This window comes from Vreelandella sp. DA03-1M, from assembly GCF_055725665.1.
Map to the genome: position 1 here is coordinate 3156306 of NZ_CM146798.1, position 12501 is coordinate 3168806.

A 12501-nucleotide genomic window follows, 5' to 3' on the forward strand; every position below is an offset into this window, starting at 1 on the left:
GCGCTGAGTGATCAGACCATTTATATACAAATTCTAATCAATCAGTTAGTTATTAAAATAGCCTCTCAACATCAGCGCTTGAGGATTTGCAGCGGTTGTTGATGTTAGCGCTGTCGTTTTAACCCGTTGAGTTTAAGTGGCTGTTATTAGACGCCCTAGGGTAACCCGTTCATGCCCTCCCAGGTCACGCACACTTTCAACGTTCTGATAGCCAGCACTGCTCAGTGCCATGCGTACCTTTTCCGCCTGTGTATAACCGTGTTCAAGCAGCAGCCAGCCGGACGCTGTCAAATAGTGCCGAGCAGACTGCACCAAGTGCAACAAATCCGCCATGCCATCAGCGTTTGCAACCAGCGCAGAGCGAGGCTCAAAACGCACATCGCCTTCGGCAAGGTGAGGGTCATCGGCAGCAATATAAGGCGGGTTGCTAACGATAATATCGAAAAGCGTACCGGCCTCAGCATCGCTTTCCAGCGCGCTAAACCAATCACTCAACAGAAAATGAGCGTTGGTAATACCCAAGGCTTTCGCGTTGTTTGCTGCCAGCTCGACCGCCTCATCGCGCACATCGACGCCTAGCACTTGCCAATCGGGCTGCTCACTGGCAAACGCCAGCGCAATGGCGCCAGTGCCGGTTCCAAGGTCAAGCAGACGGCCAGTGGGCAAAGTTGCTCGACTAAGTGCAAGCTCAACTAACGTTTCAGTATCGGGACGAGGAATTAACGTATTGGGAGAGGTCGCTAAGCGCAGCCCCCAGAATTCACGCGCGCCGGTTAGGTAGGCCACTGGTGTGCCCTGGGTACGTGCGTCAATGAGTGCATCGAAGCGCGAATGCTCCTGGGAAGAACACATTTTATCGCCCCAGGTGTAAAGCCAGGTACGATCCCGCTCAAGCACATGGCACATCAGTACTTCAGCATCAACACGCGGCGAGGTAGACCCCGCCGCCTGTAACCTTTGTGCCGCCTGTTTCAACAGCGCATCAAGCGACATTAGACGTCCTGAAGGGCTGAAAGCTGTTCCGCTTGATACTCGTGAATCAGCGGATTAATCACATCGTCCAACTGCTCGCCACTGACCACTTCATTCAGTTTATACAGGGTCAAGTTAATACGGTGATCGGTGATGCGACCTTGCGGGAAGTTGTAGGTGCGGATGCGTTCGCTGCGATCCCCCGAGCCCACCAGCGAGCGGCGGGCATCGGCTTGCTCCTGACGCTGGGAATCTACCGCATTGCGTTTGAGCTTGGCTGCCAGCAGCGACATCGCTTTGGCACGGTTTTTATGCTGGCTGCGCTCTTCCTGGCACTCCACTACCACGCCGGTAGGCAGGTGAGTAATGCGGATGGCGGAATCGGTGGTGTTAACGTGCTGGCCGCCAGCACCGCTGGAACGATAGGTATCCACACGCAAATCGGCCGAGTTGATATCGATATCACCGACATCATCGACCTCAGGCATGACCGCGACGGTGCAGGCAGACGTGTGAATGCGCCCCTGAGATTCGGTCGCCGGTACGCGCTGAACCCGATGGGCGCCGGATTCAAATTTTAGCTGGGCGTAAACACCATCGCCCTTCACCCGGGAGATGATCTCTTTGTAACCGCCCTGCTCACCGTGGCTGGCGCTGACGATTTCGACCCGCCAGCCGCGCTTTTCCGCATAACGCGAATACATGCGGAACAGATCACCGGCAAAGATAGCAGCCTCGTCGCCGCCGGTTCCTGCGCGTACTTCTAAAAACACCCCACGCCCATCGTCAGGGTCTTTCGGCACCAGCAGACGCTTAAGCTCAATATCTAATTCTTCTAACCGCTCACGCCCTTCGCTCAGTTCCATCTCCGCCAATTCGCGCATGTCAGCGTCGCTGTCGCGGCTAAGCTGCTCGGCTTCATGCATATTGGTTTCAATGTCACGATAGCGCTGCCACGCGGCCACCAGCTCCTCTAACTCGGAGTATTCTCGTGAGTAGTCGCGAAAGCGCTGCTGGTTATTGATCACTTCAGGATCAGACAGCAGCATCGCCAGCTCTTCAAAGCGTTCTGTAAAGCTGTCTAAGCGTTGGCGCAAAGTCTCTTTCATGCGGGCGTATCATCCTTCTGGCGTTTAACCGGGGGCGCTGGCGTGGTTTCAAAGGCTGGTTTAGTAGGCAACAGCAGGCGCGGCGCGGCATTCAGCAAGTCATGATGCTCTTCTGATGCGGCATCACGTATGGCTTGAGTCGGCTGGTGCAACAGGCGATTGGTCAATTGATGCGCCAAGCGCTCAATGACTTTAGCAGGGTCTTCACCGCGCGCCAGCCGCTCTAACGCTTGATCGCGTGAAAGATCGCGCAGCGCCTCGCCATGCTGACGATAGTCGCGAATCAACTCTCCGCCGTTGCGAATGCGTCGCTCATGCTGCCAACTGCCCACCCCGTGTTCAATCAACGACTCGGCTTGCTCGGCGGCGACTTGGCGATGGCGGCGATTCTCTTGAATCACCTCTTCCAGATCGTCGACGGTATAGAGGAATACATCGGCCAACTCGCCCACTTCGGGTTCGATATCACGCGGCACGGCGATATCGACCATAAATACCGGCCGATGACGACGCTTCTTGAGCGCCCGCTCCACCATCCCTTTACCGAGGATAGGCAGCGGGGCCGCGGTGGAAGAGATGACGATATCGGCATGCTCAAGGGCTTCAGGAATTTCTTGCAGGGTAATCGCCGTACCCCCCAAGGGGCCTGCCACGAGCTCGGCACGTTCGCGGGTGCGGTTGGCGACAGTAAGCTGGCGAACACCGGCTTCGTGTAAATGCCGAGCGACCAGTTCGATGGTTTCACCAGCGCCAATGAGTAGCGCGCGTGAACGGCTAAAATCATCAAAGATGCGGCTGGCCATACTGACCGCCGCGTAGGCCACTGAGACAGGGTTTTTGCCAATACCGGTTTCAGTACGTACCTGTTTGGCCACCGCAAAGGTGTGCTGGAACAGGCGTTCAAGCTCACCGCCCAACCCTTTCGACTCACGCGCCTGTTGATAGGCATCTTTCAACTGGCCCAGAATCTGCGGCTCGCCCAACACCATGGAATCCAGGCCAACCGCTACACGCATTAAATGGCGCGCCGCATCGTTGTCTAGATAGTGGTAGGCACAGCGGGTCAGCTCATCGACGCGTAAGTTATGAAAGCGTCCAAGCCAATTGAGTACCGCCTGCTCGCCAGCCGCATCCGTGACGCAGTAAAGCTCCGTGCGGTTGCAGGTCGATAGCACCGCCGCTTCACTAATTTGTGGCAGATTGCGTAATTCAGCCAACGCAGTGTCAAGCTGCGCGGGCGAAAAAGCCACCTGCTCACGCACGGCCACGCTGGCGGTACGATGATTTATTCCCAGGGCAAGAAGCGTCATGCGTTATGCGTCTTCGCTAGTGTGTCGGACTTTCGCCGACCGCCGGTCTTAAAGCGGCCGCACCGTCAATTAGGGCTTGCTCAAACAAGTCTTTGGTGTGGTTCAAGCGCTGCCTATAAAATAGGCATAAAGATTGCTGACCACTTTTTCAAGGAGGAACATTCTATCACAGCAGGCTATCATCTGGCCCACACCACTTTGCCGCAGGCAGGCAAGCCGCTATGCTGAGCATTCGGCCTCGCTTTTCATTATCGGGCCCTGTATTAATGGGCTCTACCTGTTCAGGCTTCTCATTAGTGAGCTCTATGTTACGGCATTCGATACTACTACCCGTGGCTGCCTCTGCTGCTCTGCTGCTGAGCGGCTGCCAATCTACGCCTAGCCCACAAGATGGCCCCCTCGGCACCTGGGCCGACGATCCGATGCGCAATGCGCCGCCGATCACCCGTGGCTTGGATGCCGCTGGGCTAAGCACGCTGCTCGGCGCCGAGCTTGCTGGCCAGCGTGGCGACTACCGTTACGCAAGCCAGGGCTACCTAGAAGCGGCTAATCGCTATCGCGAGCCAGCACTTGCCGAGCGTGCGACGTTCGCCGCCCGCTTTGGTAATGAGGCCTCTTTAATAGAGGCTTCTGCGCTACGTTGGCGTGAGTTGGCCCCACAAGCAGAAGCACCTAATCGCTTATTGGCGGCTTTTTCATTACAGCGCGGTGATTGGCTCGACAGCCTTGAGCAGCGTATTGATATTGTCGAAGCTGGCGGCCATGGAGATTTGACGGCCTTTGCAGAAATTGCGGTGACAGAAGAAGCGCCACTCACCTTAATTGCTCAGCAGTTGCACGCGCACCTAGCCCAGCCCAACGCTGACCAGTTAGAACATCACAGCGATGTACTGCTGGGCACAGCGCTGATTGAAGCCACGCTTGGCGACACCGCCGCTGCCCAGCGGCGGCTTAATCAAGTCGCGCTGCTGGACCCTGAATCAGCGGCGTTATGGTTGGTAAGAGCACGCCTTGCGCTAGAGATGGAAGACTACTCCGCTGCTCAGCGGGCGGCACAACAGGGCTTGGAACTCGCCCCTGACGATGTGCGATTTATTTTGCTACTGGCCCAGGCCGAGATTCGCCTCAACAACATCAGTGCGGCCGAGACGCAAACTAACGCACTGCTGGAGAGCCATGGCGGTAACCAGGATCTACGTTTATCGCTGGCACAGCTGTATCTGGAAGAGGGGCACCCCGAACCCGCCCAACGCCTGCTGCAGCCGCTGATTGGCCAGCCAGAGGTGCCGAATCTAGCCTATTACCTGCTCGGGGCGATTACCCAGGCCCAAGGCGATACCGACAACGCGCTACTTTATTACCGCCAAGTCAACGAGGGGGATGAATTTGTGCCCGCTCGCGCGACTGCGGCGCAAATGCTGATTGAAGAAGATCGTCTGCTTGATGCCCGCGCTTTTCTGCGCATCGAACGGATGCGTTTTGACAGCTACTTTACTGAGCTGGTGATGCTCGAAGTTCAGTTGCTGGACGAAACCAATCAGACCGAAGAGGCCAATGCGCTATTAGACCGTGAAATCACCCGCACACCGGATGATGCTTCACTACTTTATATGCGCGCTATGCGCCGCTGGGAAGCTGGCGACATTGCGGGAATGGAGGCTGATTTACGTCAAGTGCTGCGCACCGACCCTGACAATGCCGAAGCGCTCAATGCGCTGGGTTACACGCTGGCCGATCTCAACTTGCCTGGGCGCCTACAAGAGGCGTTTGAACTGATTGAGCGCGCCTACGAAGCCGACCCAGACAACCCCGCCGTACTCGACAGCATGGGCTGGGCCTATTTCCGCCTTGGGCAGCCAGAAGAAGCGCTTCCCTGGCTTGAAAGCGCCTATACACAGATACCCGATCAAGAGGTCGCTGCCCATTTAGCCGAGGTCTTGCAGGCACTAGGTCGTGAAGAAGAGGCGCGCCGTCTGATCGAGCAGATTATGCAGCGAACCAACCTGCATCCGCAGATTGACGATTTGCTTAAGCGCTATCCTGAACTAACACCCCAAGAGACACCCTAACGCTACACCACCCGATTAAGCGCACCGATCATGCTACTCTTGCGCCGTCATCACCTAACATGGAGCCTGTTTATGCCGACACTGACGTCCCTTCCTTTACGCTCACCCGTTGCACTTCCTTCCCCGCGGCTATGGGTTGTGGGTCTTACTCTCTTACTCCTTGCTGGGTGCGCTTCGCAAGGCCCGGTAGATGAAAGTGGCCGACAAGCAGGCCAGTGGGAGCGGCAGCAGGCCGATGTAGAGGCATTCGATTCCTGGACGCTCGTTGGCAAAGCCGGATTGCGTACTCCAGAAGAGAACGTCAGCGCCAACCTGGACTGGAATCAAACCCCCTACTATTTCCGCATGCTGATCAGCGGACCGTTTGGTGGCGGGCGTAATGTACTTGAAGGCCGTGAAGGCCGCTTCTCGCTCTCCAATAGTGATGGGCGCTTTGAAGCAGAAACGCCGGAAGCTTTAATGGAAGAGCAGCTTGGCTGGTCACTGCCGGTTAGCGCCATGCCAGACTGGGTGCGTGGCCTACCCAGCGAAAATGACAGCTATCAGTTGGAAACCGATGAGCTCGGCTTCCCAAGCCGCTTGGCACAAGACGGCTGGGAAATCGACTACCGCGACTGGGAGCAGTTTGAAGGCATGTGGCTGCCGCGCCGGTTAATCATGAACTACGGCGATGTACGTATCACGCTGGTCGTTAACCAGTGGCAAGCTAGCGACGAGTAAACCGTTTAAATGAACGCGCAACTTACTTTACCCGCCCCGGCCAAGCTTAACCGCATGCTGCATATAGTGGGCCGTCGTGAAGACGGCTACCACGCACTCCAAACGCTATTTCAGTTTATTGACCTTAATGATCACCTTACGCTGGCTAGCCGAGATGATGGAGATATCCAGCTAACCCATGAGGTCAACGGCGTAAACCACGATGACAATCTGATTGTGCGTGCCGCCCGTTTATTGCAGCGCCATTGCGGCACTCGCTTAGGGGCAACCCTTTCCATAGAAAAACAGCTGCCCATGGGCGGTGGCTTAGGTGGCGGCAGTTCCAACGCGGCCACTACACTAGTGGGGCTCAATCACCTCTGGCAGCTTCATCTGTCGTTAGACGAATTAGCACGTTTAGGTCTGCAGCTTGGGGCCGACGTGCCTGTCTTTGTGCACGGCCATAGCGCCTGGGCTGAAGGAGTAGGTGAGCAGCTTACCGCGGTGACACTGGACACTCCTTGGTTCGTGATTATTCACCCCGGCATAAGCGTGCCTACACCGGGCGTCTTCCAGGACCCGCAATTGACACGTGACAGCCACCCCATTACTATGGCGCGCGCACTGCAGGGGGGAGCGCCGGAGTGGCGCAATGACTGTGAAGCCGTCGTAAAGGAACGCTATCCGCCAATCGCGGAAGCCCTTGACTGGCTCGCACAGCACGCACCTAGTCGGTTGACCGGCACGGGCGCTTGTTTGTTTGCTGCTTTTGAGACGCAGCAAGCAGCACAAGCAATCGCGCAATTAGCGGGTCAACGTTGGCCGACATGGGTAGCACACGGGCTCAACACCTCTCCCCTACATGATGCTCTGGGCTGTTTATAATCCCGCTCTGGGCTGTTTACAATCCCGCTCTGGGCAGTTTATAACCCCGCTCTGGGCTATTACAGCCTCGTTCTGGGCTATTACAGCCTCGCTCTGGGCTATTTAGAGTCCTGCTCTGGGCAGTTAAAAGCGCCCGGTCAGCGCGTTAGGTTATTGCTGGGGTATCGCCAAGTGGTAAGGCACCGCTTTTTGGTAGCGGCATTCCCAGGTTCGAATCCTGGTACCCCAGCCAACCCAACAATGGCCTGCGTTTTTACCCCTGATTCCCAACACTGCAAAGGTGGCTGCGCGTGTCAAAATTGATGGTTTTCGCCGGGAATGCTAATCCCGCACTCGCTCAAAAAATTGCCGAGAGCTTAGACAGCCGTATGGGTAACGCTACGGTGGGTCAATTCAGCGACGGCGAAATCGCAGTCGAGATCAATGAGAACGTGCGCGGTAAGGATGTCTTCATCCTGCAATCCACTTGTGCACCGACCAACGACAATCTGATGGAGTTGATCCTGATGGTCGACGCACTGCGTCGCGCCTCGGCAACTCGCATTACCGCGGTACTGCCCTACTTTGGCTATGCCCGCCAGGATCGCCGCGTGCGCTCCGCACGGGTGCCGATATCCGCCAAAGTAGTCGCGGACATGATGGTTAAAGCAGGCGTTGACCGGGTAATGACCATGGATCTACACGCTGATCAGATCCAGGGCTTCTTTGATGTTCCGGTCGACAACGTCTACGGCTCGCCCATCCTGCTAGATGACATCGAGCGCCAGAATTACAGTGACCTTGTTGTGGTCTCGCCTGACGTTGGCGGTGTTGTTCGTGCCCGCGCCATCGCCAAACAGTTAAATGCCGATCTCGCCATTATCGACAAGCGTCGCCCCCAGGCTAATCAAGCCCAGGTGATGCACATTATTGGTGAGATTGAAGGCCGCACCTGCGTCGTGGTCGACGATATGATCGACACCGCAGGCACGCTATGTAAAGCCGGTGAGGCGCTCAAAGATCACGGCGCCAAGCGCGTCGTGGCTTATGCAACGCACCCGATTCTGTCCGGCCCAGCGGTCGATAATATTACCAACTCCGTCCTGGATGAAGTGGTGGTGACCGACACCATCCCGCTATCTGACGTTGCCCGTCGTAGCGGAAAAATTCGCCAGTTGAGCGTTGCCGGCCTGATCGCGGAAGCGATTCGTCGGGTCAGCAACGAAGAATCTGTCAGCGCGATGTTCCACTAAACGCCTGACGATATAGCCCCCTTCTGGGGCCACGGAAACGCCAGCGTCTGGTCGCGGTCGGTGGCGTCTTCCTTACTTAAACTAAGAGGCAATTCCATGTCTGATTTTATCCTGAAAGCCAGCGTTCGTAACGACCTGGGGAAAGGTGCGAGCCGCCGCCTGCGTCGTGCGAACCAGCAAGTACCTGCCGTTGTATACGGTGGTGAAAAAGGCGCGCAGTCTATCTCTGTAGAAAAAACTGCTTTCTACAAAGCGATTGAAGACGAGTCCTTCTTCTCTTCGGTCATCAAACTGATGATCGAGGGCAAAGAAGAGCAAGTGGTTGTTCGTGACCTGCAGCGTCACCCGTTCAAGCCGTTGCTAACGCACGCCGACTTTCTGCGCGTTGATGCTACCCACGAAATCACCATGAACGTGCCGCTGCATGTGACGGGCGAAGAAGCGTGTGTAGGCATTAAAGACCAAGGCGGTGAACTGCACGTACTGGCCAACGAAATTGCGATCAGCTGCTTGCCGAAAGATCTGCCTGACTTCATTGAAGTCGATATCGCTGCTGTTGAGCTTGGCACTACGCTGCACCTGTCTGACCTTACCCTGCCGGCCGGCGTCACTTCTGTTGACCTGTCCCACGGTGAAGAGCACGACAATGCAGTACTGAGCGTCACTAAAGTAAAAGTACGTACTGAAGAAGATGAAGACGGTGAAGGCGAAGGCGAAGAAGATTCCGACGCCGAGTAAGCAGTCCCGTTAAGCATTTCCGAGGGCCATGCCTGCATGGCTCTCGTGATGCTGACATGATGTTAGAATCAAGCGCCTCGGCGCTTGATTTTTTTTAGGGCTGGCGCTGGCGCGATGTCAAAAATTTCTCCTAGAAATGGGTATGAGGTGGGAATATGAGCCAGGTAAAGGCCATTATTGGATTAGGTAACCCCGGCGCGGAGTATGACGCCACTCGCCATAACGCCGGCTTCTGGTTGGTCGATGCAATTGCGCGCAGCGCGCATGCAGAGTTGCGCCCGGAAAAGAAGTTTTTTGGCCACTATGCCAAAGTCCGCCTAGGCGACCATGAGCTGCACCTACTCAACCCCGCCACCTTTATGAATCGCAGTGGTGCCGCAGTAGCGGCCTTAAGCCAATTTTTCAAACTGACACCCGACAATCTGCTGGTCGCCCACGATGAACTTGACCTTCCGCCAGGGCAGGCACGCTACAAAACTGGCGGTGGGCACGGCGGTCATAATGGCCTACGCGATATCATTAGCGCGCTAGGCGATCAAAAGCAGTTTCACCGGCTACGTATCGGCATTGGCCACCCTGGCGAGGCACGCCAGGTCACTAACTATGTACTGGGGCGGCCCGGCAAGGCCGAACAAGAAGCGATCACTCGCGCCATTGATGAGTGCATCACCACGTTGCCATTAGCGCTAGCGGGAGACTGGGCCAAAGCGATGAACCAGTTACACAGCCTTAAGTCAGAATAAACGCTATCGAAAGCTGGCTAGTGACGCCGGTAGCTGACGGCTAGCGCATCTCGTAGAATGGCGATTATATTTACGCCCTACCACCTTATTTTCAGGAACATTTTATGGGTTTCAATTGCGGCATCGTCGGCCTGCCTAACGTCGGCAAGTCCACGCTATTTAATGCACTGACGAAGTCAGGCATCGATGCAGAAAACTTCCCTTTCTGCACCATTGAGCCAAACGTCGGTATCGTTCCGATGCCGGACCCGCGCCTTGATAAGCTCGCCGAGATCGTCAAGCCGCAAAAAGTACTGCCGACCACCATGGAGTTCGTTGATATTGCGGGCTTGGTCGCTGGCGCTTCCAAAGGCGAAGGCTTGGGCAACAAATTCCTGGCCAACATCCGTGAAACCCAGGCAATTGCCCACGTGGTGCGCTGCTTCGATAACGACAATGTTATCCATGTAGCCAATCAGGTCGATCCTCGCGCCGATATCGAAACGATCAATTTAGAGCTGGCGCTTGCGGATCTTGATACCGTCGAAAAAGCCAGCCAGCGCCTGGTACGTTCGGTAAAAGGCGGCGATAAAGACGCCATTGCCACCAAGGCGATTCTTGACCGTATTCAGCCCCATGTTGCAGAGGGCTTGCCATTACGCAGCTTTGGTTTGAGCGAAGAAGAGCAGCGTCAGGTTAAGAGCTTCGGCTTTTTAACCCTGAAGCCCACCATGTACATCGCCAACGTCAATGAAGACGGTTTCGAGAACAATCCCTACCTGGATATTGTTAATGAAATTGCCGCCGAGGAAGGCGCGCTGGTAGTCCCCGTGTGCAATCAGCTGGAAGCTGAAATCGCCGAGCTGGACGATGAAGAACGCTCCATGTTCCTGAGTGAGATGGGCATGGATGAGCCGGGCCTTGACCGAGTCATTCGTGCAGGGTACTCACTGCTGGGTCTACAAACCTACTTCACTGCCGGTGTTAAAGAAGTTCGCGCCTGGACAGTGAAAGAAGGCGCAACAGCCCCAGAAGCAGCAGGCGTCATTCACACCGACTTCCAGAAAGGCTTTATTCGTGCCGAAGTCGTCGCTTATGACGATTTTGTTTCGCTGGGTGGCGAGCAAGGCGCTAAAGATGCTGGCAAGTGGCGCCTGGAAGGGAAAGAGTACATTATTAAAGATGGCGACGTAGTGCACTTCCGTTTTAACGTATAAAACGGCGACGCCAACATTCTCAGCAATAAAACATTGACTAAAATCAGTGTTATCAGTATCATTCGCCCCCGTTGAAAGGCTACGTAGCTCAGCTGGTTAGAGCACATCACTCATAATGATGGGGTCCCCTGTTCAAATCAGGGCGTAGCCACCAAAGCTTATTGAAAAGCCCGCTGATTCTGTCAGCGGGCTTTTTTTGCTTTAACTCGGCTGTGGCTGTGGGCGCAATACGATCAACTCAACGTGGTGCGGTTTAAAAATTGCGTCAGCGCGCGAGTGAGGTACTCCACATCTTTAGTACCCGCGGTTTCTCGAATGGAGTGCATCGCCCACTGAGGGATACCAACATCAATGGTGGGTACGCCTAACTCGGTAGCGGTAATCGGTCCAATCGTGCTGCCGCAACCCATATCTGCCCGGGTTACAAACGACTGCACCGGGACATCCGCTTCACGACACACATCACGAAACAGCGCGCCGGTAACACTATTAGTGGCATAGCGCTGGCTCGCATTCACTTTGATCACCGGGCCGCCGTTAATCGCCGGACCGTGGCGCTCATCATGCTTGTCGAGAAAATTGGGATGCAGCGCATGGGCGTTATCACAAGAGATCATCAGCGACGACTGAATCAGCTGAATCAGTGACTCATCACTACCCTTGCCTTCCAGCTGACCATTAATGCGCTTTAGCACATCCGCCAGGAAAGGGCCTTGAGCACCACAGGCGCTGGCACTACCCACTTCCTCATGATCGTTAGCCACCAGCAGGGCCCCTTGACTACCGTCGCAATCCAGAAGCGCTTCTAAACCAATGAAGCAGGAAAGCAGATTATCCAACCGGGCGCTGGCCACCAGCTCTTGCTTAACGCCAACCAGTGACGGCGGCTGAACATCGTAAAAGCCTAATTCAAAATCAACCACTTCCACTGCCCGCAGGCCGTGCTGCTCTTCTAACCACTGGGCCAGCAACTCGGCTAGCGTCGCCGTTTCGCTCTGCATTAACACTGGCACCATTTGCGTCTGCGGATTCAGCGGGCGGCCACTGTTCACGTCACGATCAAGGTGAATCGCCAGGCTCGGTACCATGGCAATCGCCCGGTCAACATTGAGCAATACGCTTTCCAGGTGACCATCGGCATGGCGCACATGCACCCGCCCTGCCAACCCCAGGTCACGGTCAAACCACGGTGCCAACAAAACACCGCCGTATACTTGCACGCCTAATTGCAGCCAACCCGCTGAGCACTGAGTGGCATTAGGCTTTAGATGCAGCCCCGGGCTATCGGTATGCGCACCTATCATACGCAGCGCCGTTAATTCAGACTCAGGCAGTTGAAACGCAACAATCGCCGAGTCATTCCGGATAACATAGTAGCGCTTGCCCGGCGTGAGCTGCCAATTAGCCCTCTCTTCCAGCCGCTGAAAGCCGGCTTGCTCCAATCGTGCAGCCATATTGCCCGCCGCATGCCACGGAGTTGGTGATTGGCGCAGAAAATCGCACAACCGCGTTAAACGATCAGCGTTGAAAGTCTCCGACATGGAAATC

11 protein-coding genes and 2 tRNA genes are annotated in these 12501 nt (G+C 55.6%); 9 read left to right on the plus strand and 4 right to left on the minus strand.

The genetic code is table 11. The annotated features are described in order from the left end of the window. Nucleotides 1–132 precede the first annotated feature (132 nt). Genes prmC through hemA form a run of 3 tightly spaced genes read right to left on the minus strand, consistent with a single transcriptional unit; the run spans nt 133 to nt 3391 of the window. A complete protein-coding gene (gene prmC / locus ACXUPB_RS14845) occupies nt 133–993 on the minus strand; it encodes a peptide chain release factor N(5)-glutamine methyltransferase (RefSeq protein ID WP_472953147.1) in 861 nt (286 codons plus the stop codon). Further along, nucleotides 993–2081 (minus strand): peptide chain release factor 1, encoded by a 1089-nt coding sequence (gene prfA / locus ACXUPB_RS14850; RefSeq protein WP_008957335.1) that lies wholly within the window; start codon nt 2079–2081, stop codon nt 993–995. Before prfA ends, prmC begins: the two co-directional genes overlap by 1 nt. Continuing rightward, nucleotides 2078–3391 carry a glutamyl-tRNA reductase gene (hemA, locus tag ACXUPB_RS14855; RefSeq protein ID WP_472953150.1) on the minus strand — a complete coding sequence of 438 codons (1314 nt, stop codon included), beginning with the start codon at nt 3389–3391 and terminating at the stop codon, nt 2078–2080. Before hemA ends, prfA begins: the two co-directional genes overlap by 4 nt. A 305-nt stretch (nt 3392–3696) precedes the next feature. On the opposite strand from hemA, the gene ACXUPB_RS14860 reads away from it, so the two are divergent. The 9 genes from ACXUPB_RS14860 to ACXUPB_RS14900 all read left to right on the plus strand — a co-directional run bounded on the left by ACXUPB_RS14860 (nt 3697) and on the right by ACXUPB_RS14900 (nt 11107). Further along, entirely contained in the window at nt 3697–5460 is a 1764-nt protein-coding gene (locus tag ACXUPB_RS14860) for a tetratricopeptide repeat protein (RefSeq protein WP_472953151.1), read from the plus strand. Between the two features lie 72 nt (nt 5461–5532). Continuing rightward, nucleotides 5533–6180, plus strand: a complete 648-nt coding sequence (gene lolB, locus ACXUPB_RS14865) for a lipoprotein insertase outer membrane protein LolB (RefSeq protein ID WP_472953152.1) — start codon at nt 5533–5535, stop codon at nt 6178–6180. Nucleotides 6181–6189: 9 nt separating this feature from the next. Continuing rightward, nucleotides 6190–7044 (plus strand): 4-(cytidine 5'-diphospho)-2-C-methyl-D-erythritol kinase, encoded by an 855-nt coding sequence (gene ispE / locus ACXUPB_RS14870; protein WP_472953153.1) that lies wholly within the window; start codon nt 6190–6192, stop codon nt 7042–7044. A gap of 157 nt (nt 7045–7201) precedes the next feature. Then, nucleotides 7202–7276, plus strand: a tRNA-Gln gene (locus ACXUPB_RS14875). Between the two features lie 58 nt (nt 7277–7334). After that, the gene (locus ACXUPB_RS14880) at nt 7335–8276 is read left to right on the plus strand and encodes a ribose-phosphate pyrophosphokinase (protein WP_009287569.1); all 942 of its coding nucleotides are present in this window, start codon (nt 7335–7337) and stop codon (nt 8274–8276) included. A gap of 96 nt (nt 8277–8372) precedes the next feature. Further along, nucleotides 8373–9014, plus strand: coding sequence for a 50S ribosomal protein L25/general stress protein Ctc (locus tag ACXUPB_RS14885; RefSeq protein WP_035560113.1), 642 nt, complete (start codon nt 8373–8375; stop codon nt 9012–9014). Nucleotides 9015–9169: 155 nt separating this feature from the next. Then, nucleotides 9170–9757, plus strand: coding sequence for an aminoacyl-tRNA hydrolase (pth, locus tag ACXUPB_RS14890; protein WP_179916166.1), 588 nt, complete (start codon nt 9170–9172; stop codon nt 9755–9757). A 104-nt stretch (nt 9758–9861) separates the two neighbouring features. Next, the gene (ychF, locus tag ACXUPB_RS14895) at nt 9862–10953 is read left to right on the plus strand and encodes a redox-regulated ATPase YchF (protein ID WP_035560108.1); all 1092 of its coding nucleotides are present in this window, start codon (nt 9862–9864) and stop codon (nt 10951–10953) included. Nucleotides 10954–11030: 77 nt separating this feature from the next. Then, nucleotides 11031–11107 (plus strand) — tRNA-Met (locus ACXUPB_RS14900). A gap of 79 nt (nt 11108–11186) precedes the next feature. On the opposite strand, the gene ACXUPB_RS14905 is transcribed toward ACXUPB_RS14900, so the two are convergent. After that, a complete protein-coding gene (locus ACXUPB_RS14905) occupies nt 11187–12494 on the minus strand; it encodes a M18 family aminopeptidase (protein WP_472953155.1) in 1308 nt (435 codons plus the stop codon). Nucleotides 12495–12501: the final 7 nt, after the last annotated feature.

Coding starts and splice junctions, on each gene's coding strand:
- prmC (WP_472953147.1), bottom strand. CDS start 993: ATGTCGCTTGATGCGCTGTTGAAACAGGCGGCACAAAGGTTACAGGCG.
- hemA (WP_472953150.1), bottom strand. CDS start 3,391: ATGACGCTTCTTGCCCTGGGAATAAATCATCGTACCGCCAGCGTGGCC.
- prfA (WP_008957335.1), bottom strand. CDS start 2,081: ATGAAAGAGACTTTGCGCCAACGCTTAGACAGCTTTACAGAACGCTTT.
- ACXUPB_RS14885 (WP_035560113.1), top strand. CDS start 8,373: ATGTCTGATTTTATCCTGAAAGCCAGCGTTCGTAACGACCTGGGGAAA.
- ACXUPB_RS14860 (WP_472953151.1), top strand. CDS start 3,697: ATGTTACGGCATTCGATACTACTACCCGTGGCTGCCTCTGCTGCTCTG.
- ychF (WP_035560108.1), top strand. CDS start 9,862: ATGGGTTTCAATTGCGGCATCGTCGGCCTGCCTAACGTCGGCAAGTCC.
- ACXUPB_RS14905 (WP_472953155.1), bottom strand. CDS start 12,494: ATGTCGGAGACTTTCAACGCTGATCGTTTAACGCGGTTGTGCGATTTT.
- pth (WP_179916166.1), top strand. CDS start 9,170: ATGAGCCAGGTAAAGGCCATTATTGGATTAGGTAACCCCGGCGCGGAG.
- ispE (WP_472953153.1), top strand. CDS start 6,190: ATGAACGCGCAACTTACTTTACCCGCCCCGGCCAAGCTTAACCGCATG.
- lolB (WP_472953152.1), top strand. CDS start 5,533: ATGCCGACACTGACGTCCCTTCCTTTACGCTCACCCGTTGCACTTCCT.